The sequence below is a fragment of the Bacteroides sp. 2201st1_D9_2201SCRN_220225 genome, from assembly GCF_040928965.1.
Classification (GTDB): Bacteria; Bacteroidota; Bacteroidia; order Bacteroidales; family Bacteroidaceae; genus Bacteroides; species Bacteroides stercoris.
Window position 1 is genome coordinate 74636 of sequence record NZ_JBCODG010000008.1, and the last position, 25509, is coordinate 100144.

At 44.7% G+C, this 25509-nt stretch carries 21 protein-coding genes and 1 riboswitch; of the genes, 13 read left to right on the forward strand and 8 right to left on the reverse strand.

What is annotated here, in order from left to right; genetic code table 11:
• Nucleotide 1: 1 nt before the first annotated feature.
• Entirely contained in the window at nucleotides 2-1315 is a 1314-nt protein-coding gene (locus AB5903_RS04165; RefSeq protein WP_005654800.1) for a PAS domain-containing sensor histidine kinase, read from the forward strand.
• A gap of 13 nt (nucleotides 1316-1328) precedes the next feature.
• Here the strand turns inward: AB5903_RS04165 and aspD are convergent, their stop codons facing one another.
• Entirely contained in the window at nucleotides 1329-2948 is a 1620-nt protein-coding gene (gene aspD, locus AB5903_RS04170) for an aspartate 4-decarboxylase (RefSeq protein ID WP_368117664.1), read from the reverse strand.
• Nucleotides 2949-3185: 237 nt separating this feature from the next.
• Nucleotides 3186-4880, reverse strand: a complete 1695-nt coding sequence (gene aspT, locus AB5903_RS04175) for an aspartate-alanine antiporter (RefSeq protein ID WP_005654803.1) — start codon at nucleotides 4878-4880, stop codon at nucleotides 3186-3188.
• Between the two features lie 178 nt (nucleotides 4881-5058).
• Here aspT and AB5903_RS04180 point away from each other — a divergent pair, with 178 nt between their 5' ends.
• The 7 genes from AB5903_RS04180 (at nucleotide 5059) to AB5903_RS04210 (ending at nucleotide 12973) form a co-directional block, all read left to right on the forward strand.
• Entirely contained in the window at nucleotides 5059-7596 is a 2538-nt protein-coding gene (locus AB5903_RS04180; RefSeq protein ID WP_272710779.1) for a DUF5686 and carboxypeptidase-like regulatory domain-containing protein, read from the forward strand.
• A gap of 106 nt (nucleotides 7597-7702) precedes the next feature.
• Entirely contained in the window at nucleotides 7703-8992 is a 1290-nt protein-coding gene (locus AB5903_RS04185; protein WP_016661357.1) for an inositol-3-phosphate synthase, read from the forward strand.
• A 151-nt stretch (nucleotides 8993-9143) separates the two neighbouring features.
• Complete coding sequence (locus AB5903_RS04190; RefSeq protein ID WP_117954416.1) at nucleotides 9144-9617, forward strand: phosphatidylglycerophosphatase A; 474 nt, start codon at nucleotides 9144-9146, stop codon at nucleotides 9615-9617.
• Nucleotides 9602-10108 carry a GtrA family protein gene (locus tag AB5903_RS04195; RefSeq protein WP_005654807.1) on the forward strand — a complete coding sequence of 169 codons (507 nt, stop codon included), beginning with the start codon at nucleotides 9602-9604 and terminating at the stop codon, nucleotides 10106-10108. Before AB5903_RS04190 ends, AB5903_RS04195 begins: the two co-directional genes overlap by 16 nt.
• 11 nt (nucleotides 10109-10119) lie before the next feature.
• Nucleotides 10120-10770, forward strand: coding sequence for a CDP-alcohol phosphatidyltransferase family protein (locus AB5903_RS04200; RefSeq protein WP_005654808.1), 651 nt, complete (start codon nucleotides 10120-10122; stop codon nucleotides 10768-10770).
• The gene (locus AB5903_RS04205) at nucleotides 10770-11702 is read left to right on the forward strand and encodes a phosphatase PAP2 family protein (RefSeq protein WP_195658758.1); all 933 of its coding nucleotides are present in this window, start codon (nucleotides 10770-10772) and stop codon (nucleotides 11700-11702) included. Before AB5903_RS04200 ends, AB5903_RS04205 begins: the two co-directional genes overlap by 1 nt.
• Nucleotides 11703-11800: 98 nt before the next feature.
• Entirely contained in the window at nucleotides 11801-12973 is a 1173-nt protein-coding gene (locus AB5903_RS04210) for an iron-containing alcohol dehydrogenase (protein ID WP_016661355.1), read from the forward strand.
• Nucleotides 12974-13019: 46 nt separating this feature from the next.
• Here AB5903_RS04210 and AB5903_RS04215 read toward each other — a convergent pair whose 3' ends face one another.
• Nucleotides 13020-14594, reverse strand: coding sequence for an Rne/Rng family ribonuclease (locus AB5903_RS04215; RefSeq protein ID WP_005654811.1), 1575 nt, complete (start codon nucleotides 14592-14594; stop codon nucleotides 13020-13022).
• A 296-nt stretch (nucleotides 14595-14890) separates the two neighbouring features.
• The gene (locus AB5903_RS04220) at nucleotides 14891-15220 is read right to left on the reverse strand and encodes an HU family DNA-binding protein (protein WP_005654813.1); all 330 of its coding nucleotides are present in this window, start codon (nucleotides 15218-15220) and stop codon (nucleotides 14891-14893) included.
• Nucleotides 15221-15364: 144 nt separating this feature from the next.
• Between AB5903_RS04220 and mutY the strand changes: the two genes are divergently transcribed.
• The 4 genes from mutY (at nucleotide 15365) to AB5903_RS04240 (ending at nucleotide 18938) form a co-directional block, all read left to right on the forward strand.
• Nucleotides 15365-16405, forward strand: a complete 1041-nt coding sequence (gene mutY, locus AB5903_RS04225) for an A/G-specific adenine glycosylase (protein ID WP_016661353.1) — start codon at nucleotides 15365-15367, stop codon at nucleotides 16403-16405.
• A gap of 72 nt (nucleotides 16406-16477) precedes the next feature.
• Nucleotides 16478-16933 carry a single-stranded DNA-binding protein gene (locus tag AB5903_RS04230; protein ID WP_005654815.1) on the forward strand — a complete coding sequence of 152 codons (456 nt, stop codon included), beginning with the start codon at nucleotides 16478-16480 and terminating at the stop codon, nucleotides 16931-16933.
• A 23-nt stretch (nucleotides 16934-16956) separates the two neighbouring features.
• Entirely contained in the window at nucleotides 16957-18309 is a 1353-nt protein-coding gene (gene gldE, locus AB5903_RS04235) for a gliding motility-associated protein GldE (RefSeq protein WP_016661352.1), read from the forward strand.
• Nucleotides 18309-18938 (forward strand): 4'-phosphopantetheinyl transferase superfamily protein, encoded by a 630-nt coding sequence (locus AB5903_RS04240; RefSeq protein WP_016661351.1) that lies wholly within the window; start codon nucleotides 18309-18311, stop codon nucleotides 18936-18938. Before gldE ends, AB5903_RS04240 begins: the two co-directional genes overlap by 1 nt.
• Here the strand turns inward: AB5903_RS04240 and AB5903_RS04245 are convergent, their stop codons facing one another.
• From AB5903_RS04245 to AB5903_RS04255, 3 genes are all read right to left on the reverse strand, one after another.
• Nucleotides 18939-20312 (reverse strand): tryptophanase, encoded by a 1374-nt coding sequence (locus AB5903_RS04245; RefSeq protein ID WP_005654818.1) that lies wholly within the window; start codon nucleotides 20310-20312, stop codon nucleotides 18939-18941. It abuts the gene before it with no gap.
• 271 nt (nucleotides 20313-20583) lie between these two features.
• Nucleotides 20584-20793, reverse strand: a riboswitch (cobalamin riboswitch).
• 35 nt (nucleotides 20794-20828) lie between these two features.
• Nucleotides 20829-22625, reverse strand: coding sequence for an ATP-binding protein (locus AB5903_RS04250; protein ID WP_005654820.1), 1797 nt, complete (start codon nucleotides 22623-22625; stop codon nucleotides 20829-20831).
• Nucleotides 22600-23289, reverse strand: a complete 690-nt coding sequence (locus AB5903_RS04255; RefSeq protein WP_005652157.1) for a response regulator transcription factor — start codon at nucleotides 23287-23289, stop codon at nucleotides 22600-22602. Before AB5903_RS04255 ends, AB5903_RS04250 begins: the two co-directional genes overlap by 26 nt.
• 193 nt (nucleotides 23290-23482) lie before the next feature.
• Between AB5903_RS04255 and AB5903_RS04260 the strand changes: the two genes are divergently transcribed.
• Nucleotides 23483-24685 (forward strand): hypothetical protein, encoded by a 1203-nt coding sequence (locus AB5903_RS04260; RefSeq protein ID WP_368117665.1) that lies wholly within the window; start codon nucleotides 23483-23485, stop codon nucleotides 24683-24685.
• 174 nt (nucleotides 24686-24859) lie between these two features.
• On the opposite strand, the gene AB5903_RS04265 is transcribed toward AB5903_RS04260, so the two are convergent.
• The coding region (locus AB5903_RS04265) for a transposase (protein WP_368117666.1) at nucleotides 24860-25509 on the reverse strand (650 nt) is incomplete at its 5' end.

The window sequence follows — 25509 nt, forward strand, 5'->3', positions numbered from 1 at the left end:
CGTGCGTATTAAATTTTATTTTTTTATTCTTGTATTGTTTTTGCTTGGGCTGGGTGGAGCGTTGATATATTTGGCAGGCAAAATGCAGACCACGCATCTATATGTTGTGGAGGGTATTATTGTATTCATACTGCTCTATCTGGCGGTGTTCTATCGTAAGATTGTCAAGCCGATGAGTACGATAGGAAGCGGTATGGAGTTGTTGCGCGAGCAGGATTTCAGCAGCCGGCTCAGCAGGGTGGGGCAGTATGAGGCCGACCGTATTGTGAACGTTTTCAACCGTATGATGGAACAACTCAAGAATGAGCGTCTGCGTATGCGCGAGCAGAACCATTTTCTTGATTTGCTGATTCAGGCATCGCCTATGGGGGTTGTCATTATGACGTTGGACGGTGAGGTGTCACAACTCAATCCGATGGCTGTAAAGATGCTGGGCGTTCGTCTGGAAGAGGCGCAGAACAGGAAACTGGATAAAATTGATTCGCCTTTGGCGGAAGAGCTGGCATCCATTCCTAAAGAAACGACTTCCGTGGTGCGGTTGAACGATGCGAATATCTACAAGTGTACTCATTCTTCGTTTATAGACAGGGGGTTCAAGCATCCTTTCTTCCTGATAGAGCGCATGACGGATGAAGTGATGAAAGCGGAAAAGCGTGCATACGAAAAGGTTATCCGTATGATTGCCCACGAGGTGAACAATACCACTGCCGGCATTACCTCTACCTTGGATACGGTGGAGCAGGCTCTTTCTACGGAAGAAAATATGGAAGACATTTGCGAGGTGATGCGCGTGTGTACGGAGCGCTGTTTCTCTATGAGCCGTTTCATTACCCGTTTTGCCGATGTGGTGAAGATACCCGAACCTACGGTAGCGCAGGTTCAACTGAACGAATTGGTATCCATGTGCAAGCGTTTTATGGAGGGAATGTGCAATGACCGCAACATTATTCTCCGCTTGGAATGCGACCCCGAAGTAGGGCAGGTGCGCCTGGATGCTTCGCTGTTCGAGCAGGTTTTGGTAAATATCATTAAGAATGCTGCCGAAAGTATAGAGAGCGCCGGAGAAGCGGCAGGCAAGCAGGGCGAAATAACGGTAAGGACCACTGCCCCCGCTCTTATAGAAATCGTAGACAATGGTCCCGGAATCAGCAAAGAGACCGAAGCTAAACTCTTCAGTCCCTTCTTCTCCACCAAGCCGAACGGGCAGGGGATTGGCCTGGTGTTTATCAGGGAAGTGCTGAGCCGTCACGGTTGTGCATTCTCCCTGCGCACATACAATGACGGATTGACCCGCTTCCGAATCTTGTTTAATTGAGAATTCCCAATTCTCAACTTCTGTTTTTCCTCCATTCTTCTGCGTACTCATCCAATATCCGCTTGATTCCCTGGCCGATTGTAATATAATCACTCTCGTTCAGATTGGCAAGGGAAGCACGTACGCTCCATTCGGGTCCGTCGAAGCCGCCACCGTTCAGAAGCACTAAAGATGTTTCCTGAGCAAGGCGGAATACTACGTTCAGCGGACTGTACGTTTTTTTGAGGTATTCCACAAACTTCTCTCCATAGAACTTTTCGGCCCATACCAGCATGTCTATTTCCGTATAATAGCCTACCCGTAAGGGGTCTTCCACTAACGTAAACCCGGTATTGTCCCAAAGAGCCTGCAAGCGGCGCCGGATAATTTCCTGCATTTTCTGCTTGTAGCTGTTCTCTTTGTCCAGCAGGGCAAAGGCGGCGAATAAGCTCATCTGCATCTGTTGAGGCAATGAAAGTCCTGCCGTATGGTTCAAGGCTATCTGACGGCTGTCCGCTACCATGCGGTCTATGAACTTCAATTTTTCGGGATGCAGGGTCAGCGTGGCATAGCGGCGGTTGAGGGCTTCGCGCTTCTCTTTCGGCAATCGGGATATTTGTCTGTCGAATACATTGTATTCGTGCAGCGCTATGACGGCATTGCGCCAGCCGGTAGCGCCGAAATACTTGGAGAAAGAGTATACGCAAAGCGTATTGTACGGAATTTCTGCCATGAACGAGCGGAAATGCGGGCTGAAAGTACCGTACACATCGTCCGTAATAATCATCAGGTTGGGATTGTCTTCCTTTACGATGTTTACGATGCGCGCCATTGTTTCGGGGCTGAGCGTATAGCTGGGCGGGTTGCTTGGGTTGGTGACAAACAAAGCCTTTATGGCCGGATTTTTCAGCCGGTCTATATCCTCGTCACTGTATTGCCACAGATGCAGCCCGTCTTTGCTCATGCGGTTGGCATGCAACTCGGTCACCTTGAACCGGTAACGGTCCAGTTGGGGAATCTCTATGTAAGGTGTAAAGGCGGGAACCATGAGGGCGATGCCGTCGCCTTTGTCCAGCAGGAAATTCTCTTGCAGCGAATCGAAGATGTAACACATGGCAGCCGTTCCGCCTTCGGTGGCAAACAGGTTGAAAGCTCCGCGAGGCGGACGGTTGTCGCACATTTCCTGATTCAGGTAGTCGCATACCAGCATTTCGGTGAATTGCAGGATGCGGTCGGGCACAGGATACTGGTTGCCTATGACGCTTTCCGCCCATTCGTGTACGAGGCTGTCGGGGTCGACGGCATGCTGCATCAGCATGTAGTGGTAGGTTTGTTCCAGCAGTTTGGCTCCGGGCTGGTAGGTATTGCTTTTGAGGAATTGCTCAAAGCGGGCGGCAATACCTTGTTTTTCGGGGGTGCCGGCGATGCCTTCGGGGAGAAACATGACGTGACGGCATTCTTCCAGTCCGAATTTTCCCAGGAGGAAAAAGGCTTCGCGTGGAGTGGTTGCAATCCAGTTGGGATTGCCGCGCCCGGCGTTCAACATGGTACGGGCGGTCTTTTTCAGGCTTTCATCTGCCATGTCGATAAGACGGTTTTTCAGTTCAAAGGGACTGATATTCTCCATCTTCTTTTCTAAAAGTTTTGTATTCATATAATCTGAAGTTTAGTTTTTAAAAAGCGTTATAATTAAAGTGACAGTCGGCATAAACTAATTCCAGGTATGCTAAAATCTATTCGTCCGATAATTGTTTTCAATTCGTCCGACAGCTGTTGAATTATCGTCCGACAATTGTTGAATTTTCGTCCGACAGATGTCGGACGGAAAGATTTTAGTAAGCTTGAAAACAGTTTTTACTTATTAAGTAATCTGCTTAAAGTCTTCAGGGCATTAAATCAACAGGACGATAACCACTCCCCATATAATCAGCAGGGTGTTGCCTACGGCATACGTCACGGTATAACCCAGCGCAGGCGTTTCACTCTCTACGGCATCCTGTATGGCTCCGAGGGCTGCCGTAGTGGTCCTTGCGCCCGCACAGCATCCCAATGCGATGGCCGGATGAAACTTGAACAGATACCTGGCAAGCAACAGCCCGATAATCAGTGGGAAAGTGGTGGCTGCTGCGCCTACGAGGAACAGGCTGATACCCACATCGTGAAATCCCTGTACAAAACCGGGGCCTGCCGATATGCCTACTACGGCGATAAACATGTTCAGCCCTACATTGTTCAGTACCCATTGCGACGGTTCGGGAATGCGTCCGAAAGTGGGATGCTTGCTGCGCAGCCAGCCGAAGAGCAATCCCGCTATCAGCGCTCCGCCACTGGTGCTCAGACTGATTGGTACGCCGCCGATGTGGACGGATAGTGCACCGAACAACCCGCCTACAAGGATGCCGAGCCCTACGAAAATCATATCAGTCTGATTGGTAGGACGGTCTATATAGCCCAAACGTCTGGCGGCTGTTTCCACTTCCTGCCTGGTTCCCACTACCTCTACCACGTCGCCGGCATCTACGGTGGTCTGCGCCATGACGGGGATGTCGATGCCCGCACGCCTGATGCTGCGGATACTGACACCGTGCATGAACTTCTCGTTGCGGATGGCCGAAACGGTCTTTCCGGCAAAGGTCTTTTTGGTAATCATGACGGGCAGTTTTTCTGCGGGGAAGTCCAATAGCTGCTGGTCTTGTATTTCAGGTCCTATCCAATCCTCTTCGCCGATAACGTATTCCCGGCGTCCGCTTAGTACGACTTCATCCCCTATTTCCAGTTGCACGTTGGGGCTGACCTCACGGATAGTGCCTGCCTTGCGTATCCGCTCCACAAACAGGCGCTTGTCCTGTTGCTGGAAGTACACTTCAAGGTCTACGACCCTTTTCCCGTTTTTGAACCATTCGTTTTCGATGCGGTAGGCGCGGAAAGTGACGGGGCGTGCGGCATGAATAAAGCCGGGTTCATCTGCCTGAGAGTTGCCCATGCGGACTTCCAAATCCTTGCAGGCGGCTTTCACCTTATCCAGTCCGCCCAGCATTTTCGGTCCGATGGACGATAGCACCCAAGCCGAGCCGGCGGTACCGAAAATGTAGGTTACGGCATAGGATACGGGGATGATGTTGACGTAGCTCTGCCGTTGCGCTTCATCCAGTCCCATGTTTGCCATTGTATCTTCGGCCACGCCGATGACGGCCGATATGGTTTGTGAGCCGGCAAGCAATCCGGCGGCTTCTCCCATGTTATATCCCATGAGTAGGGCAAGCAGCCAGGTTACTCCCAAAACGGATACGCACATCAGCACCGCAAAAGCCACTTGGGGCAATCCGTCTTTTTTCAGTCCGCGAAAGAACTGCGGCCCTACCTTGTAGCCTACGGCAAACAGAAACAGCAAGAAAAACACTGACTTGACAGGGCCGGGTACGGCAATATTCAGTTGCCCTACCACTACGCCTACCAATAACACGCTGGTGACGGTTCCCAAAGTAAACTTACCGATACGCAGCTTACCCAGCCAGAACCCCAGAAAAATGGTGAGGAAAATGGCTAATTCGGGACGTTCTCTGAGTTGGTTGAAAATCCATTCCATAATTAAGTATTTAGGTCGGTTTGTACGTCTTTTGTAAGTCGTATTCGCTATACAACGGGTTTTAACGGGAAGTGTTTTGAATAAAAGTGGTTTTTTAGAACATTTATTCCGCAAAACCGGACTTTTAGAAAAAGTTTTCTTCCGTACCTTTGCGCACTGAATGATAGATGGGTAAGGTATGAGGTTGTTTATTAGGGTATTTCTGCTGTTGCAGATAATTGCACTTCCTGTGAGGGCGCAATATATAGTGCAAGGTGTTGTCACGGATTCGCTGACACGGGAGCCGTTGCCATATACCTCGGTCTATCTGAAAGGAACCACAGAGGGGGGGATGACTGATGACAAGGGGGTATTTTCCTTTAAGACCTATCGCCCGGAAGCACGGTTGGTAATCTCGGCCGTGGGCTATAATGAATACACCCGGCTGATTCATCCGGCACGCGGGGAGCGTATAAAAGTGGCGCTTGCCCCCACCACTTATGCACTGAATGAAGTGGTGGTGAAGCCGAAACGCGAGCGCTACAAGAAGAAAAACAATCCGGCAGTGGAGTTTGTGCGGAAGATGATAGAGCACCGGGATGATTATTCTCCGGATGAGCGCGACTTCTGGCAGCGCGAGCGTTATGAGAAAATGACGTTTGCCATTAATAACTTCGACAGTGTGAAACAGCAGAAGTGGCTGTACCGCAAGTTCAAGTTCCTGACCGATTATGTGGATACCTCCGCCGTGACGGGAAAGCCGGTACTGGCGGTGTCCAACCGCGAGTTGCTGGCTACGGATTATTACCGTAAGTCGCCGCACAGCGAAAAGCAATGGGTGAAGGCGCGGCGGCAGGCGGGAGTGGACGAAATGCTGTCACAGCAGGGGATGGAGCAGGCCATCAGCGTCACTATGACGGACGTGGATATTTATCAGAACAATATAACGCTCTTTACCAATAAGTTTGTCAGTCCGTTATCTTCTTTAGGCCCTTCGTTCTACAAATACTATCTGATGGATACGCTGACCGTTGCCGGAAAGCCTTGCGTGGACTTGACTTTCGTGCCTTTCAACTCCGAGTCGTTCGGCTTTACGGGGCATCTGTACGTCATGCTGGACAGTACGTATTTCGTGCGTCGTGTAGTGATGAACTTTCCTCAGAAAATCAATCTGAACTTTGTGGATTACATGAAGATAGAACAGGACTTCGACCGTGCGGAAGACGGTACAAGGCAACTTATGAATGAAAGTATCACGACGGAATTCAAACTGGTGGACAACAGCGACGGCATCTATGCCAAACGGGATGTTTATTACCGGAATTATGCTTACGAACCTACTGCCGATGCCTTGCAGGCGTTCCGAAAACCCGAGAAGGTGATTGAGGGTATGGACTCTTCCGCTCATTCCGATGCTTACTGGGATGCCAACCGCCTTGCGGAAGTGAGCAAGAAAGAGACTTCCGTAGACAAGATGATGGCGCAACTGCGTAGTTATCCGGTTTATTATTGGACGGAGAAGGTGCTGAAGGTGCTGTTTACCGGATATATTCCCGCACCTAAGGAGAAAGCTCCTTTGTTCTATATCGGTATGATGAACACCACCATCAGTGGTAATGCGCTGGAAGGAGTGCGTGTGCGTGCCGGTGGGATGACAACGGCATGGCTTAATCCGCATTTGTTCGGCAGGGGATATGTGGCGTACGGTTTCCGCGACGAACGTGTGAAAGGGTTGGCGGAACTGGAATATTCTTTCCATAAGAAAAAGGAATATGCCAATGAGTTTCCGATTCATTCGCTCAAATTCCGTTATCTGTCCGATGTCAACCAGTATGGGCAACATTATCTCTATACCAGTCAGGATAACGTTTTCTTGGCGTTGAAACGCCAGAAGGACGACCGTATCGGCTATCAGCGAAAAGCAGAACTGACGTATACGAACGAGTTTCATTCGGGCTTCTCCTTTCAAGTGACTACACGTCTGCGGAAAGATGAATCTTCGCATCTCATTCCTTTCATCAGGCAGGATGAAGATAAGTCGTTTGTAAAAAGTATTTCGACCAGTGAACTGGAACTTAAACTGCGTTATGCTCCTAATGAGAAGTTCTTTCAGACACAGTGGAACCGTTTTCCGGTATCTTTGGATGCTCCGGTATTTACGCTGACGCATACAATGGCTGCCAAAGGAGTGTTGGGTGGAGATTATACCTATCATTATACGGAGGCAGGATTTCAGAAACGTTTCTGGTTCTCGGCTTTCGGCTATACGGACGTCATACTGAAAGCCGGTAAGGTGTGGAATAAAGTTCCTTTTCCGCTGCTTATCATTCCCAATGCCAACTTGTCCTACACCATTCAGCCGGAGTCTTACTCGCTGATGAATGCAATGGAATTTATGAACGATGAATATGCCTCGTGGGATGTGACTTACTTTTTGAACGGTTTCCTTTTCAACCGCATTCCGTTGTTGAAAAAATTGAAATGGCGCGAAGTGTTGTCCTGCCGGGGAATTTATGGAAATCTGAGCGACAAGAACAATCCGGAATTCAGTGAAGGATTGTTTGCCTTTCCGGCAGGAAGCACTACTATGGGACACACTCCGTACGTGGAGGTAGGGGTAGGTGTTGAGAATATTTTAAAAGTGCTCCGGGTGGATTATGTATGGCGTTTGACTTACCGCGATTTACCTAATATAGATAAATCCGGGCTTAGAATCAGTTTGCACATGACGTTTTAACTTAAATCTTACTAACAGAGCATTAAATCGGATAAAAAGACTAATCTGTATTGGGTAAAATACCCTAAATTTGAGCAATTTTTTAAACTAAAATAATTCAATGGCAATGAAAGAAAACATTAAGCCGGCAACCGGTCGTTTAGGCGTACTGGTAGTCGGAGTAGGTGGTGCGGTTGCAACCACTATGATTACAGGTACATTAGCAGCCCGTAAGGGGTTGGCAAAAGCTATAGGCTCAATCGCACAAATGGCTACTATGCGTATGCAGGACGGCAAAGAACATCTGATTAAGGATATAGTGCCTTTGGTTGATTTGAACGATATCGTTTTCGGCGGTTGGGACATTTTCGCTGATGATGCGTATGAAGCTGCAATGTATGCAGAGGTTTTGAAAGAAAAGGACTTGAACCTCGTAAAAGATGAGTTGAAAGCCATTAAACCCATGCCTGCCGCTTTTGACCACAATTTTGCAAAACGCCTGAACGGTACGCACATCAAGAATGCCGCTACACGTTGGGACATGGTAGAGCAGTTGCGTGAGGATATCCGCACTTTCAAGGCAAATAACAATTGCGACCGTATCGCCGTGTTGTGGGCTGCAAGTACTGAAATTTATGTTCCTCTGGCAGAAGAGCACAAGTCTCTCGCTGCTCTGGAAAAGGCAATGAAGGAAAACAATACGGAAGTTATTTCTCCGAGCATGTGCTATGCTTACGCTGCAATCGCAGAAGGTGCTCCGTTCATCATGGGTGCTCCTAACCTGTGCGTAGATACTCCGGCTATGTGGGAATTCTCCAAGAAAATGAATGTGCCTATTGCCGGTAAAGACTTCAAGAGCGGTCAGACTTTGATGAAAACTGTACTTGCTCCGATGTTCAAGACCCGTATGCTGGGTGTAAGCGGATGGTTCTCTACCAATATCTTGGGTAATCGTGACGGTGAAGTGCTTGACCAACCGGAAAACTTCAAGACCAAAGAAGTCAGCAAGCTGTCCGTTATCGACAATATCTTCGAACCCGAAAAATTCCCCGATTTGTACGGTGATGTATATCACAAAGTACGTATCAACTATTACCCGCCCCGTAAGGACAACAAGGAGGCATGGGATAATATCGATATCTTCGGCTGGATGGGCTATCCGATGGAAATCAAGGTTAACTTCCTGTGTCGCGACTCTATCTTGGCAGCTCCTATCGCACTCGACCTGGTTATCTTCAGTGACCTCGCTCTGCGTGCCGGTATGTGCGGTATCCAGACTTGGCTGTCATTCTTCTGCAAGAGCCCGATGCACGACTTTGAACACGAACCGGTACATGACCTGTTCCAACAATGGAGAATGGTGAAAGAAACCCTGCGCAATATGGTAGGTGAAACTGCACCGAGCTATTTGGACTAAAATAAGAAAACGGTAAGGTAATAAAAGTGATAAGGCGATAGAGTGATTGGCAAGTTTCCGCTTGAAATTTCATCACTTTACTGCCTTACCACTTTTATGACTTTATCACCGCATTATCTTGTCACTTTTATTATTCTATCACTTTTTATCAATGAAGAAACCCTCTTTTTTCCCGGTTATCATCGGTACGGGCTTCGGTTCGGGCTTTTCTCCTTTCGCTCCGGGTACGGCAGGTGCTTTACTGGCCGTGCTTATCTGGTTCGGAATATCTTTCATTGTTTCGGAAATATGCCTGATATGGCTGACGGTGGCTCTTATTCTCTTTTTTACGGTAATGGGAGTATGGGCAACCAATTGTCTTGAACCTTTCTGGGGAGAGGACCCGTCACGGGTGGTGGTGGACGAAATGGTAGGAGTGTGGATTGCATTGCTGGCAGCACCGTCTGGAAATGTCTGGTATGCGTTGGGGGCTTTTGCCCTCTTTCGTCTGTTTGACATATTCAAACCGTTAGGCATCCGCCGCATGGAAAGTTTTCCGGGCGGAATTGGCGTGATGATGGACGATATCTTGGCGGGAATTTATAGCTTTGTAGTCTTAATCGGAGTAAGATGGCTGATAAGCTGAAAGGAAAACCGGGATTTGCAGGATGGCGTCATGCTGTTTGGGTCTTTATCAAGGCTCAGCTTTCGTCATACGTGGCAAGTCTCATAGATTTCTTGGTGACCATTCTGCTGGTTAAACTATCCGGACTTTTTTATTTGTATGCTACTTTTCTGGGCTCTGTAGTTGGCGGCGTGGTGAACTGCGTTATCAATTACGGGTGGGTATTTCATGCGGACGACTGCAAAAAGACGCATGTTGCACTGAAGTATCTTTTTGTCTGGGGAGGTAGTATTTTATTGAATACATGGGGCACGTTTGCCCTGACCGAGTGGCTGACGGGTATGCACTGGGTGGACGGATTGCTGGGACATTATATAAACGATGTGTTTATCCTGTCCAAGATTATCGTAGCCATTCTGGTGGCGTTCTTCTGGAACTATCATCTGCAACGGGTATTCGTATATCGTAATCATAATTTCGGGAAATTTATACGACAATATTTTAGAGACTAAATAGAACTGATATGAATTATAGAGATTGGCTGCAACAGTTGATTTATAAGATTATAAATCCGGTTGTGCATGGAATGATCAAGGTAGGCATTACGCCTAATTTTATTACTACTACCGGATTGGTGATGAACATCGTGGCTGCATGTGTATTTGTGTATGCGGGCATGTATAAACCGGGTGAACTTGCTTATGTGGGCTGGGGAGGAGGAATAGTTCTCTTTGCCGGTTTGTTCGATATGATGGACGGGCGCGTGGCGCGTGTAGGTAATATGTCTTCTACGTTCGGAGCATTGTATGACTCGGTGCTCGACCGTTATAGCGAAATGGTGACGCTGTTCGGTATTTTCTATTATCTGATTTTGCAAGGGTATCTGTGGGGATCAATGATTACTTTTGTCGCATTGGTCGGTTCGCTTATGGTGAGTTATGTGCGTGCACGTGCCGAAGGATTGGGACTGGAATGTAAAGTAGGCTTCATGCAGCGTCCCGAGCGTGTGGTGCTGACCAGCCTTGGTGCTTTGTGCTGTGGAATTTTCGGAGATTGCAAGGCGTTCGACCCGATGCTGATACTGATTGTTCCTATGGCCGTGATAGCCGTTCTTGCTAATCTGACAGCATTCGCTCGCATTGCGCATTGCTATAAATTATTAAAGAAACAATAATGAGAAAAGATATTTTTCCTTCTGCCAAAGAAGCGTTGCCTGTTGTTGTCCTTACAGCACTGTTCTTGTTGTTGACAGCCGTGTGTATAGGGTTGCGTACAGAGCATCTTTTAATGACGGGGCTGTTTCTGATACTCTTTTTTGCAGGAAAAACAACCCGTAAATTGGCGGTAGCGCTACTTCCTTTTATCATCTTTGGCATTTCTTACGACTGGATGCGGGTGTATCCCAACTATGAGGTGAATCCTATTGATGTGCAGGGATTGTATGAGGCGGAGAAGTCCTTGTTCGGTATCTCGATTGATGGGACAAGATTGATTCCCTGCGAGTATTTTGCACAGAATCACTGTACGGTAGGCGATTTCTTTGCCGGTATATTCTACCTTTGCTGGGTTCCTGTTCCCATTGCATTCGGTCTGTGGCTTTATCTGAAAGGCGAACGCAAGGTATATCTTCGCTTTGCCATGGTCTTTCTGCTGGTAAATCTTATCGGGTTTGCCGGATATTATATTCATCCGGCGGCACCGCCCTGGTATGCCATGAATTATGGCTTTGAGCCGGTTCTCAATACTCCGGGCAATGTAGCGGGACTGGGGCGCTTTGACGGACTGCTGGGGTGCTCTGTCTTTCATTCCATTTATGGACGGAACGCCAATGTATTTGCCGCTGTTCCTTCATTGCATGCGGCTTATATGGTGGTGGCTGTAGCATACGCTATTATGGGACGTTGCAAGAAATGGCTGATAGCTTTGTTCTCTGTTATCATGGCGGGTATCTGGTGGACGGCTGTCTATTCCGGACATCATTATCTGATTGATGTGATGTTGGGCATTTCCTGTGCGTTGCTGGGGATTCTGATATTTGAACAAGGGTTGATGAAGTGGGGCGTATTCAAGCGTTTCTTTGAAAGATACAGTCGGTATATAGGATAAATTATAAGGTGTGGATTAACGCAAATTTACGCAGGGGGCATTCTTTATATTGAAACTCTGCGTATATTTGCGTTAATCTGTTTTTATGTTATAGGTATATGAATAATTTTGTCTTTTACAGTCCTACCGAATTTGTATTCGGCAAGGACACGGAAATGCAAGTCGGTGCCTTGGCCGGTAAGTATGGGGCACGGAAAGTAATGATTGTGTATGGTGGCGGTTCCGTGCTGCGCAGCGGGTTGTTGGACAGAGTGAAGCAATCTTTGCAGAAAGCCGGTATTCGTTATTGCGAGATGGGTGGTGTGCAACCTAATCCGGTGGATACGAAGGTGTATGAGGGGATTGAAATTTGCCGTCGTGAACAGGCTGATTTACTGCTCCCGGTAGGAGGCGGTTCTGTAATTGATACAGCAAAGGCTATCGCTGCCGGTGTACCTTATGAGGGTGATTTTTGGGATTTCTTTATAGGTAAGGCAAAAGTGACGGAAGCATTGAAAGTTGCTGTTGTGCTGACAATTCCTGCTGCGGGTAGCGAGGGCTCGGGCAACTCGGTGATAACGAAAGTGGATACCCTGCAAAAGCTAAGCTTGCGTGTGCCGGAATTGTTGCGCCCTGTCTTTTCCATTATGAATCCGGAATTGACTTATACATTGCCGCCTTTTCAGACGGCTTGCGGCATTGCCGATATGATGGTGCATATCATGGAACGTTATTTTACTAATACGCAGGATGTGGAGATTAGCGACCGTCTTTGTGAAGGTACGCTGACAGCTATCATTAAAGAAGCTTATCGCATAAAACAAAATCCGGAAGATTACGGTGCGCGCGCCAATATTATGTGGTGCGGAACGATTGCTCATAACGGGACTTGTGGTGTGGGTTGCGAGGAAGATTGGGCTTCGCATTTTCTGGAACATGAAGTCAGTGCGGTTTACAACGTTACGCATGGCGCCGGACTGTCTGTAATAGTTCCGGCATGGATGACTTTTATGGCCGGACATAATCCGAAAAAGATAGCCCGGTTTGCCAACCGTGTTTTCGGTGTTCCCGAATCGGAGGATTTGGAAGAGATGGCATTGGCGGGTGTGTCCCGTTTGAAACACTTTTTCCGTTTTATAGGGCTGCCGGTTAACTTTAAGGAACTGGGTATCGAGAATCCCGATATAGACCGCTTGGCGGATAGCCTGCATCGCAATAAGGGAGAGTTTGTGGGCAATTATGTGAAACTGACTAAACAGGACAGTAAGGAAATCTACCGTCTGGCACTGTGATAAACAAAAAAACGGCGAAGTATCTTATCAGACTTCGCCGTTTCTTTTATTTGATTTCGATTTCTTCCTTCATGTCAATCTCTTCTCCCTGCGGATCGTAGAAAACATATTCCAGAAATGCTAATTTCTGACTTGGAATAATCTTGATTCCGAATCCGTATTTCATTTGCCATTTCCGTTTCAGTGAGAGAACTCCCTGATTGATGTAGGCAGCGATATACGGGTGGATGTGTAACGAGAATTTCTTTATCTTCAGTTTGTTGACAAGGTAGTCAATTTTACTCTCTAAAGTGTCCGTAAAGAGGATGGACGATTTAATAGTGCCTTTACCAAAGCAGGTTGGACAGGTTTCCGTAGTATTCACATCCATTGCCGGACGTACTCGCTGACGCGTAATCTGCATCAATCCGAATTTGCTGAGTGGCAGGATGTTGTGTCGTGCTCTGTCTTTCTGCATATTGGCACACATACGTTCGTAAAGCTTTTGTCTGTTTTCGGCTTCATTCATGTCGATGAAATCCACCACGATGATACCACCCATATCTCTTAGCCGCAATTGGCGCGCCAGTTCATCGGCGGCTCCCAGATTCACTTCCAGTGCGTTGGCTTCCTGCCCGTTGGCATTCTTGATGCGGTTACCGCTGTTCACGTCTACTACGTGAAGCGCTTCGGTGTGCTCAATAATCAGGTAAGCCCCGCTTTTGTATGAAACGGTTTTGCCGAATGACGATTTTATCTGTTTGGTGATACCGAAATTGTCGTAAATAGGAAGTTGCCCTTTGTACAGTTTTACAATTCCTGCCCGTTCAGGGGCGATGAGTGTTACGTAATCCTTGATTTCGTTGAATACAGCTTCGTTGTTCACATAGATGTTTTCGAAAGAAGGATTGAACAAGTCGCGCAACAAACCTACGGCGCGGCTGGTTTCTTCGTAAATCAGTGTCGGAAATTTGGTGGCTTTTTGTACTTTGACAATAGCTTCTTCCCAATGTTTTAATAGAACTTTGAGCTCTCCGTCAAGCTCGGCCACGCGTTTACCTTCAGCAACAGTGCGGACGATGACACCGAAATTCTTGGGTTTGATGCTCATCAGCAGTTGTTTGAGGCGGGCGCGCTCTTCACTTGATTTAATTTTTTGTGATACGGAAACCTTATCATTAAAGGGAATCAATACAAGATACCTTCCGGCAAAGGAGAGTTCGGAAGTCAGTCTCGGCCCTTTGGTTGAGATAGGCTCCTTTACGATTTGCACCACTACTTCTTGTCCTACCTTGAGTGTGTTGGATACTGTTCCGTCCTTTTCAAGGTCGGGAAGTATGGTTGCTTTGGTAATTGGATTAAGCTTTTTTTTGTCGCTTAAAGTTTGCTTTACGTATTTTTCTAATGAGTTAAATTGAGGACCTAAGTCCAGATAATGAAGAAAAGCATCTTTCTCGTAACCTACATCCACGAAGCAGGCATTCAGGCCCGGCATCAATTTCTTGACACGTCCCAAATACATGTTGCCCACAGAGAAGGAAATATTTCTTCCTTCGCTTTGGAGTTCCACCAGGCTTTTGTCTTCGAGTAAAGCAATGGAAACTTCTTTGGGCTGTACGTCTACAACGAGTTCGCTTGTCACAATAATTTGCTTTTACATTTTTGTTATACAGATGTTTTCTGTTCAGATTTACCGGTACATCAATCTTTTTTACATTGACGAACCGGTTTGATACTTAAACAAAGAACAAACCCGCGAGACAATTAGCTTCACAAGTTTGTTCTTTATTTTGTCCTTCAGACTAAAAATTACTTTTTGCTTTTATGTCTGTTCTTTCTTAGTCTTTTTTTACGCTTGTGCGTAGACATTTTATGTCTTTTTTTCTTCTTTCCGCTTGGCATAGCTTCAAAATTTTATGGGTTAATACTAATTGTTTATTATTTTTTCACAGCAATGGTGAATGTCTTGGCAGGTTTAAAAGCCGGAATGTTGTGTTCCGGAATGATGATAGTAGTGTTCTTTGAGATGTTACGAGCTGTTTTTTGAGCTCTTTTCTTTACTACAAAACTACCAAACCCGCGGAGATAAACATTTTCATCTTTAGATAAAGATGCCTTCACTGCGTCCATGAACGCTTCAACGGTTGCAAGCACTGTTACTTTGTCGATTCCGGTGTTCTTTGTAATTTCGTTTACAATATCAGCTTTAGTCATTTTTTTCTTAAAAAAAATATTATTACTATAGTTTTCTAATTTTTTGGACTGCAAATATATAGCTTTTTGGCGGCTCTAAAAAATATATTTTGGACATTTTTTGAAAAAAGTCAAAGCATTAGGTTTTGTTAGACTGAAAAACTGTATTTTTGTTCTTTTGAAAAAGGATGTGTGTCCTTTTGAGGTATGAAACTATATATGAATAGATTGACTGAAGCTTTATTGGATTGGTACGCGGATAATAAACGTGATTTGCCTTGGAGAGGCACTACTGATCCCTACCGGATATGGATTTCTGAGATTATTTTGCAGCAGACGAGAGTGGTACAAGGATATGAGTATTTTCTTCGTTTTATCCGCCGTTTTCCTGATGTGAGAACTTTGGCTTCGGCTTCGGAAGACGAGGTCTTGAAGTATTGGCAGGGATTGGGGTATTATTCTCGTGCCCGTAATCTGCATGCTGCTGCTAAGAGTATGAACGGTAAGTTTCCGGAAAGCTATCAGGAAGTGCGGGCTTTGAAGGGGGTAGGGGATTATACGGCTGCCGCCATTTGTTCCATAGCCTATAATATGCCCTATGCAGTAGTGGACGGAAATGTGTATCGAGTGCTTTCCCGTTATTGCGGCATTGATGTGCCTATTGACTCTACGGAAGGAAAGAAGCTCTTTGCTGCTTTAGCTGATGAAATGCTCGATAAATCCCGCCCGGCTGCTTATAATCAAGCTATAATGGATTTTGGGGCTATTCAGTGTACGCCACAGTCTCCTAACTGTATGTTTTGTCCTTTGGCGGATAGTTGTTCCGCCTTATCAAAAGGGCAGGTTATGCAACTTCCCGTGAAGCAACATAGAACAAAGACGTCCAACCGTTATTTTAATTATATATATGTACGCATGGGCGCGTGTACCTTTATACATAAACGAACGGCTGATGATATTTGGAAAAACCTGTTTGAATTGCCATTGGTTGAAGCGGATAGAAATCTATCGGAAGAGGAATTTTTATCATCGGCATCCTTTCGCTCACTTATAGCGGAAGGAGAGGTACCGGAAGTACGTTTGGTGTTTCGAAATGTGAAACATGTGCTGTCCCATCGGGTGATATACGCTAACTTTTATGAAGTCGTTTTGCCGGAGAACTCCCGTTCTTTTTCGGAATACCAGTGTATCAGAATGGAAGATTTGGAGCAGTATCCGGTATCTCGCTTGGTACATGCTTTTTTGGAGAAGTATTTATAAAAGTTGGCTGTATTCTTGCATGATGTTGTTATTCTCGCTAATTTTGGCAACAAATTTTAAAATTGAAAGCGTATGTCAGTAAATAAAGTGATATTATTAGGAAATGTAGGCAGAGACCCCGAGGTGAGGTATCTCGATACCGGTGTGGCTGTTGCTACTTTCCCCTTGGCTACTTCAGACCGTGCCTATACATTGGCAAACGGAACGCAAGTTCCTGAACGTACGGAGTGGCATAATCTTGTCCTTTGGCGCGGACTGGCAGAAACGGCTGAGAAATATGTGCATAAAGGAGACAAACTTTATGTGGAGGGTAAAATACGGACCCGTTCGTATGATGATCAGACCGGTGCAAAACGCTATGTAACGGAGATTTTTGTAGATAACATGGAAATGCTGTCTGCAAGAAGCGCAGCGCCCGGAACTACACCGCAGGCAGGTATATCCGGACAAACGGCTGCTCCTGTACAGTCAACACACTCGCAGGCTGCTCCTGCACAAAATAATCCAACGGACGATTTACCGTTCTAATTGTTTAACTAAAACCAAAATCTTTGGACCCAGACGCTTATTTATGCCAATTGGCAGATATTTTTAACAGTATAACCGTACATACTCCTTCTGTTTCGGCTATTATAGCTATTGTATTGGCTGGTGTGCTTTTGCTTGCTTCCGGTTTTGCTTCGGCTTCCGAAATTGCATTTTTTTCACTCTCGCCGTCCGATTTGAATTCTATTGAAGAGGGGAAACATCCTTCTGATGAGAAAATCAGAAATTTGTTGGATGATACAGAACGACTGCTGGCCACGATACTGATTACGAACAATTTCGTGAATGTGACCATTATCATGCTCTGTAATTTCTTTTTTATGAATGTATTCCAATTTCATTCGGTTATTGCGGAGTTTTTAATCCTAACGGTTGTATTGACTTTTCTGTTGCTGCTTTTCGGTGAGATTATGCCGAAGATTTATTCAGCGCAAAAAACATTGGCATTTTGCCGTTTTGCAGCTCCCGGCATTCTGGCATGTCGTTCCATATTCTATCCGTTGTCGTCGATATTGGTGCGTTCTACATCGTTTCTTAATAAGCATTTTGTGCGTAAGAATCATAATATTTCAGTAGACGAACTTTCTCATGCGTTGGAGTTGACGGATAAAGCCGAGCTTTCGGAAGAAAACAATATCTTGGAGGGTATCATTCGTTTTGGAGGTGAGACGGCTAAGGAAGTCATGACATCGCGTCTGGATGTGGTTGACTTGGAAATTCGCACTTCTTTTAAGGATGTGTTAAAGTGCATCGTGGAGAACGCTTATTCGCGTATTCCTGTTTATGCGGAAACACGTGACAATATAAAAGGGGTGCTTTATATCAAGGATTTGCTTCCTCATTTGAATAAAGGAGATAATTTCCGTTGGCAATCATTGATTCGTCCGGCTTATTTTGTTCCGGAAACCAAGATGATTGATGATTTGCTGCGTGATTTTCAGGCAAACAAGATTCATATCGCTATTGTGGTGGATGAATTCGGAGGGACATCGGGTATTGTTACAATGGAAGATATTATTGAAGAGATTGTTGGGGAGATTCGTGACGAATACGATGATGAAGAACGTACTTATGCCGTACTCAATGACCACACATGGGTGTTTGAGGCTAAAACACAACTGACGGATTTCTATAAGATAACCAAGATAGATGAAGAAACTTTTGATGAAGTGGCAGGTGATGCCGATACTTTAGCGGGGCTTTTACTTGAGTTGAAAGGGGAATTTCCGGCGCTTCACGAGAAAGTAACTTATAATTATTATGAATTTGAGGTTCTTGAGATGGATAACCGCCGCATCTTAAAGGTGAAATTTACAATAAATGAACCGGTACGGGAGGGTTCAGAAACAGAGAAGTAATGCCTGTTTTTAAACAATATACAGAGAGTTCATATAAGTGGGGTATCTGGAAAGCAAGTGAAAGTTTGGAAGAACTGCTTGCTTTACTTCCTCATAAAGAAAAATATGAAGAGGGCATTGGAAAATTTACAGCCGTTTCTCGTAAGTTGGAGTGGCTGACTGTGCGTGTATTATTATATACAATGCTTGGCGAAGAGAAAGAAATACACTATTATTCCAATGGCGGACCCTATTTGGCAGACGGCTCTTTTTCCATCAGTATTTCACATACCAAAGGTTATGTAGCGGTCCTGTTAGGTGAACCGGGGAAAAGAGTCGGGATTGATATTGAGTGTTATAGCGAGCGGGTACGGAAAGTGGCGCATAAGTTTATGCGTGAAGATGAAAAAAAATCCTTATTCAAAGGTACGGAAACCTGGTCGTTGTTGCTTCACTGGTCTGCAAAAGAAATCATGTTTAAATGTATGAACGCTTCCGATGTCGATTTTCGGGAACATTTGCATGTAATGCCTTTTACGCCTGACGAACAAGGTGTGTTCTCCGCCGCCGAATACCGTACGGCGGAGAAACAGATTTTTCAAATTTACTACTATTTGTTTTCAGACTTTGTCCTGACATTGAGTTTGTAGTTACAGCCTTTCCAATTGTACTGTAAAGTGACGCATTAACGGAGCTTCCCAAGTAATACGTACTCCTCTTGTAATTGTTTCGCGTCTGTCATATACATTTTTGAGCGCAGCGGCTATTACATTCATGTGGTTATCGGTATACACGCGGCGTGGAATAGCCAGCCGGAGTAAATCCAGTCCGTTGAAGCGGTTTTCACGGGTAACGGGATCACGGTCGGCAAGTAAATAACCGATTTCACATCCGCGTATGCCGGCTTCCAGATATAGCTCGACGGTTAAAGTCTGTGCAGGAAACTCTTCTTTAGGAACATGTGTTAAAACTTTGGGAGCATCTACAAAAATTGCATGTCCTCCGGCGGGACGTTGGTACGGTATTCCGTATTCATCTAATTTTTTAGCCAGATATTCTATCTGGCGAATACGGGTTTCAAGATTATTAAATTCGGTGTTTTCATCCAAGCCGATGGCAAGTGCATTCATATCTCGACCATTCATACCGCCATAAGTAAGGTAACCCTCGAATTGTACGCAGAATCCTTTTGCTCCTTCATACCAGTCTTGTCGGCGGGTTGCAATAAATCCTCCCATATTTACGATGCCGTCTTTTTTGGCGCTCATTGTCATACCGTCTGCAAGGGCAAACATCTCTTTGGTTATTTCCTTTATGCTCTTATCTTGGTAACCTTCTTCACGTGTCTTTATGAAATAGGCATTTTCGGCAAAACGGGCGGAGTCGAATATGACAGGTTTATTGTATTTATCGGCAATATTCCGGACTTCCCGTAAATTTTGCATGGAAACAGGTTGCCCGCCGGCTGTGTTATTGGTAATGGTAACAATGATAAATGGTATGCGGCTGTGATGTTCTTGTAATGCTTTTTCCAGCTTTGCAGGATCTACGTTGCCCTTAAAGGGAATTTCCAGTTGCGTTTGCCGTGCTTCGTCTATTGTACAGTCCAGTGCGATTGCCTTTCGGCTTTCGATATGTCCTTTGGTAGTATCAAAATGAGAATTTCCCGGGATAATATCTCCTTCATGAACCAGATAAGAGAATAGTACATTTTCGGCAGCACGTCCCTGATGTGTAGGAATGACATATTCAAAACCGGTCAGGCGGGTAATGACTTCTTTTAATTTGAAGAAAGAAGAAGCCCCGGCATAGCTTTCGTCTCCGAGCATGATACCGGCCCATTGCCGGTCGCTCATGGCTCCTGTTCCCGAATCGGTGATAAGATCGATATAAACTTGTTCTGATTTTAGTTGAAAAACATTGTAATGGGCTTCTTTCAACCACTGTTCACGCTCCTGGCGGGTACTTTTACGAATAGGTTCCACCATTTTGATTTTCCATGATTCGGCAAATGGTAATTCCATAGATTATTTTTTATAAGTTAGACAATAGGTCAACGGATAAATCCGTTTTTGTGTTTTATGTGCCGAATATAATGATTTTATAGATGATGAACAATGTTTTTGATGACTTTCTGTAAAACAAATGTCCGGGCGAATCACTTCGGCCGGACATCATTTAAATAAACTTGGCAGAGTTTATTCTCTTTTACTTTCTTTGAAAGAGTTTTGATGAATGAAATGATTGGATAGAATTTATCCCGTTCATTAGACTCAACGCTTTTTCCTCGAAAGCAATGATAAGATAATGCATGGCAGGTCTTCTGACTTGTTTCTGTTGCAGGCTGCCTTCCCGGAAAACGTTTCCAGTGGCATGGAGAGAGAATTCATTGTCTGCAACATTATGTGAAACTTACAGCAGCGGGACTGTTCAGGACTTGCACCTGATTCCCTTTTAATCGCTTCCTTTGAAAAAAGGCGGCAAACCAATGCATCGCAAAGATAATGAAAAAAGTAACAAACCAAAATGAATAAAAGAAATTATTTCTCCTTTGCCAACGTAAAAACGAATTCCAGTCCGCCACCTTGATTATTCTTGGCGGAGATTGTTCCGCCATGAATGATGACGGCATTTTTTACGATGGCAAGCCCTAAGCCTGTACCACCTAATTTTCGCGAACGTCCTTTGTCTACACGATAAAAGCGTTCGAACAAACGATTCAGATGTTCTGGTGAAACGCCTACTCCGGTATCTGCAAAACTGAAATAATAGAAGTTCTCATCCTCACGGAAACAGTTGATGTTGATGTAGATATTGGTTCCTGCATAAGCCATGGCGTTATCCATGAGGTTACGGAATATGGAGTAGAGTAATGAATAGTTACCCTTTAATTGTATTTTGGGATGTAGACCGTTGACTACCGTAATATGCTTTTCTTCCAGTTCCAATGATACTTCGTTGACTATATTGGTGACAAGCATGCTGATGTCTACTTTCTCCATATCAATCATGTTGGCTGCTTCATCCATACGTGTCAGTACGGAGATATCCCGTAATAGACGGCTCAGCCGGTTGCTTTGGGCATAACACCGTTCAAGGAAAGTCTGCATCTTTTCGCGGGGGATGCTTTCATTGCTGACAATTGTTTCCAGATACCCTTGAATACTGCTTACAGGGGTTTTCAGTTCATGTGCAATGTTCTGTGTCAGTTGGCGTTTCAAACGTACTTGTTCTTCTTCCTGTGTGATGTCATTAATGGATATTTCAAAACTCAGATCCTGAAAAATGATACATTCTACAATGAATATGCGCCCGTTTTTATTGATGTTGATGGAGAGACGCTTCTCTTCTTTATCCGAAGGTCTTCTTTGTGCCTTACTGATAAAATCGGTGATTTTTTGAAATTCGTAAATGGAAAATATCTCCTCGGTAGTTTGCAAGTTGGAATCGGAGATTAAATTGCCGTATTGTGTAAAGAGGTTATTGACTAAGATTTCTTTTTTGTCTTTAGTAAATACACCCAATCCTTCACGAGAAGTCTGTAGGTGTGTAATCAGTTTCTCACGTTCGATATATAACGCTTCTTTGGTTTCCCGCAAACGTTTATATATCTGTATAATGTGCTGGGATATTTCGCCAAGTTCATTATGCGGGAAAGCAGATTGTATATCGGTTTCCACCGGTTCGTTTTTATCGGCGCGTTTGGCAAATTCCCGCAGATGGTTGATTGCCGTACCCAGTTTGGATGTAAACTTATAGAAAACGAATATCAGCAATAAAGTAACAATAGCTGTAAACCAGAGGTAATGCGGATCGGCAGCCAGACTATTTACCAGGTTTACATCATAGGGTAATGCCGAGCGAATGATATACTGGGGATAGAGAGTTGCCGAATAGAAATAGGGTATGCCTGTTGTTTCGGAGGTGCGCCTTAAATCATATCCTTTGCCGTTCTTTAATGCTTTTTGGACTTCCTGACGATTAATGTGATTGCTGAATGCTTCTTGGGAAGTTTCATTGTAACTGTCATAAAGGACGCGGCCTTGTAAATTTACGATAGTGACACGAAGGTCTCTGTATGAACCTTTGGCTATATACCGGTTTAAAGTAGATGTCCATAGACTGTCCGGAATACTTCGCAGCTCCTGTTGCAGGCGTTCGTTATAGTCTTGGAGTTGCGTGTCGAGCAGTTCTACTTTATACTCTTTCTCCCGTTGATATTGATAAGCAATAAAACAGGCTGCAAAGACAAGAAATAATGAGATTACCGAAAGAAATAACTTCCGGCTGAATGACAGGAAATGTCTGTCATTATTCGGCTTCGAAGCAATAACCATATCCTAAGCGAGTTACAATACATTTGCCATATATTCCTATCTTTTTGCGCAGGCGGGTGATGTTTACGTCTATAGTGCGGTCCAACACATATACTTCGTCACTCCAGATGCGGCTCAATATGTCTTCGCGGGAAAATACGCGTCCTTTGTTTTGCAGTAGCAAGAGCAGTATTTCAAACTCTTTTTTGGTGAGGGGGGCTTCCTCTCCGTCTATGCTTACTTTCTTTTTGATGATATCAAGCACTAATGATTTATAGGCGATTTGTTCAGGTGCACGCTCCGTTTCAGTTTGCCGGGTACGGCGTAATACGGCTTTAACGCGTGCTGCTACTTCGCGTAAGGAGAAAGGCTTGGAGATATAGTCGTCTGCTCCTATATTAAATCCGGTTACCGTATCATTTTCGGTGTCTTTGGCTGTGATAAAGATGATAGGAATCTTGGCCGTTTTCTTTTCTTTCTTTAGCATACTTGCCATTTTGAATCCGGAAATTTCCCCCATCATCACGTCCAGTAATAGCAGGTCGTAAGTACTGATGTCCATTTTCAAGGCATCTTCGGCAGAGTTTGCGGTATCTACTTCGTAGCCTTCATTCTCAAGGTTGAACTTTAAGATTTCGCATAAATCTTCTTCGTCGTCTACTACTAAAATCCGATATTCGTTCATTGTATTTCTGAATTAATGTAATGAGAGACGTACAGAGTCTCTTTATTACAAAGTTAAACTTTATTTCTTTTCTTCGACAAAATTGCGGCGTTTTTGTTACGATGGAATGAAACAAGTATTACATTGCGATTACAAAATCTCTCTGGCAACTAATTAAGTATTATCTTTGTATTGTTTTAAAAAGGGTTTCTATATGAAAGAATTAATGGATATAAAGAGGTGGGGACAATCTAAGTGGCGTATGCCGTTAATAGTGGCTGTATTGGCTGTTGTAATCATTGGTTCGATTTGGTTGAACGTTGCTCCTTTCCGTTCCGGTTTTGAGATAACGGATGAATTGGGTGGGAATATTTTTCCTTCCAGCATTTTGTCTGTTGCAACGACAGATGCCCAGGTGATTGTGCCGGCTGATTCGATGTTTGTGGGAAACCCAAAATCTTGTATCGCTGTGAAAGTCCGGTCGGCAAAGGCTTATAGCCGGGTGAGGATAGAAGTTGCGGAAACCCCTTTCTTTTCCCGTTCCGTTTCGGAGTTTGTATTGGCAAGGCCACGTACCGAGTATACAATCTATCCCGATATTATCTGGAACTATGAAGCCTTGAAGAATAATAATCAGGCGGAGCCGATTAGCGTTGTCGTTACGGTAGAGATGAATAGGAAAGAGTTGGGGCAGCGGGTACGTACTTTTTCGGTGCGCAGTATCAATGAGTGTTTATTGGGGTATGTTACGGGAGGTACGAGATTTCATGATACCGGAATATTCTTTGCTGCTTATGTCAATGAAGAAAATCCTATGATAGACCATTTGCTGCGGGAAGCATTGAATACTCGTATTGTGAATCGTTTCCTCGGTTATCAGGGTAGTCCTGAGGCTGTCGATAATCAGGTTTATGCCTTGTGGAATGTTTTGCAGAAACGTAATTTTCGGTATAGTTCGGTTTCTAATACAAGCCTGTCCAGCAATGTGGTTTTCTCTCAACGTGTTCGTACATTCGATGATGCCTTGGAGTCGTCGCAAATTAATTGTGTGGATGGGAGTGTTTTGTTTGCTTCTTTGCTGCGTGCCATAAATATCGAGCCGATACTGGTACGTACACCCGGACATATGTTTGTTGGTTATTATACTGATGCAAATCATAAAGATATGAAATTTCTTGAGACCACCATGATTGGGGATGTGGATTTGGACGATTTCTTTCCTGATGAACGGCTGGATTCTACTATGGTGGGAAAAACGCAGAATCAGATGTCCCGTATAACCTTTGATAAGTCTAAAGAGTATGCAAGTCGGAAATATAAAGAGAATGAAAAGGGCATTCATTCCGGCAGATTGAATTATATGTTTTTGGAAATATCCAAGGATGTAAGAAGGCGGATACAACCTATAGGAAAATAGTAAAGGTTGAATAGTTTATAAGATTAAATAGTACTTTGGGAACTTTGTTTCCAATCACTCACGTTTTCTAATTGCTTGCACTTCTGTTTTAATATTTTTTTTATTTTATGTATTTTGTGGATATAAATGTTTGTTTTTGATTGTTAACAATAATTCGTTAAAAATTCGCCACGCCTAAGCGGCTCTGGCAGTAAATAAAATGAGTTCTTTGAAAAGTTTGTCAATAACTTGCGAGTCTGGGCTAATCCCGAACACGCAAATAAATCGTTCAAGCATATAAGCATTGTGTATGAAAGACTTGCAAGAGGATATGGAATAGGTTATTCCGAGCCTCTTACATGCCGCTTTGGCCAAATTGACAGCAGCAAGCGATGCGTTGAAGTGAAAATCCAACTTTCTGAAGTCGGTTGACTGACAGTTGGTGATTCCTGCATGCTGCTTGCCATCTCTAAAGCAAAACTCCAGCTGGAACCTGGTTCTGTAATAATCCAGCACCTCGCGTCCATCCATCGAATCGTCTGTAGAGAAGTAAAGCTGCCACTTGTCTGTCCTCCCGTCCATCGGATACCAGACGGCTAAGGAAACATACCTTTTGAGAGCTTTTGCGTATACCCTCAATCCGTATAGCTTTCCTTTGTTCACCTCGTATTCCTTGCACCGGGTCAAATCCAATTTGGCAAAGTCGATTCTTCCATCAAACCACTTGGGATGACCCCGTTTTCCTGTTTTCTTTTCCAATGTCGGATAGTACAGGACCACGTCATTCCGAAAGCGGCTGATGACATGGAAATCGTTCTCACACATAGGCGTTATGAATGTTTCCT

Excerpts from the sequence above, each read along its gene's own strand:
- AB5903_RS04250 (WP_005654820.1), bottom strand. The coding sequence starts at position 22,625 with ATGGTTATTGCTTCGAAGCCGAATAATGACAGACATTTCCTGTCATTC.
- AB5903_RS04230 (WP_005654815.1), top strand. The coding sequence starts at position 16,478 with ATGTCAGTAAATAAAGTGATATTATTAGGAAATGTAGGCAGAGACCCC.
- aspT (WP_005654803.1), bottom strand. The coding sequence starts at position 4,880 with ATGGAATGGATTTTCAACCAACTCAGAGAACGTCCCGAATTAGCCATT.
- AB5903_RS04180 (WP_272710779.1), top strand. The coding sequence starts at position 5,059 with ATGAGGTTGTTTATTAGGGTATTTCTGCTGTTGCAGATAATTGCACTT.
- AB5903_RS04255 (WP_005652157.1), bottom strand. The coding sequence starts at position 23,289 with ATGAACGAATATCGGATTTTAGTAGTAGACGACGAAGAAGATTTATGC.
- AB5903_RS04260 (WP_368117665.1), top strand. The coding sequence starts at position 23,483 with ATGAAAGAATTAATGGATATAAAGAGGTGGGGACAATCTAAGTGGCGT.
- AB5903_RS04200 (WP_005654808.1), top strand. The coding sequence starts at position 10,120 with ATGAATTATAGAGATTGGCTGCAACAGTTGATTTATAAGATTATAAAT.
- AB5903_RS04195 (WP_005654807.1), top strand. The coding sequence starts at position 9,602 with ATGGCTGATAAGCTGAAAGGAAAACCGGGATTTGCAGGATGGCGTCAT.
- AB5903_RS04185 (WP_016661357.1), top strand. The coding sequence starts at position 7,703 with ATGAAAGAAAACATTAAGCCGGCAACCGGTCGTTTAGGCGTACTGGTA.
- mutY (WP_016661353.1), top strand. The coding sequence starts at position 15,365 with ATGAATAGATTGACTGAAGCTTTATTGGATTGGTACGCGGATAATAAA.
- aspD (WP_368117664.1), bottom strand. The coding sequence starts at position 2,948 with ATGAATACAAAACTTTTAGAAAAGAAGATGGAGAATATCAGTCCCTTT.
- AB5903_RS04245 (WP_005654818.1), bottom strand. The coding sequence starts at position 20,312 with ATGGAATTACCATTTGCCGAATCATGGAAAATCAAAATGGTGGAACCT.
- AB5903_RS04210 (WP_016661355.1), top strand. The coding sequence starts at position 11,801 with ATGAATAATTTTGTCTTTTACAGTCCTACCGAATTTGTATTCGGCAAG.
- AB5903_RS04190 (WP_117954416.1), top strand. The coding sequence starts at position 9,144 with ATGAAGAAACCCTCTTTTTTCCCGGTTATCATCGGTACGGGCTTCGGT.
- AB5903_RS04240 (WP_016661351.1), top strand. The coding sequence starts at position 18,309 with ATGCCTGTTTTTAAACAATATACAGAGAGTTCATATAAGTGGGGTATC.
- AB5903_RS04205 (WP_195658758.1), top strand. The coding sequence starts at position 10,770 with ATGAGAAAAGATATTTTTCCTTCTGCCAAAGAAGCGTTGCCTGTTGTT.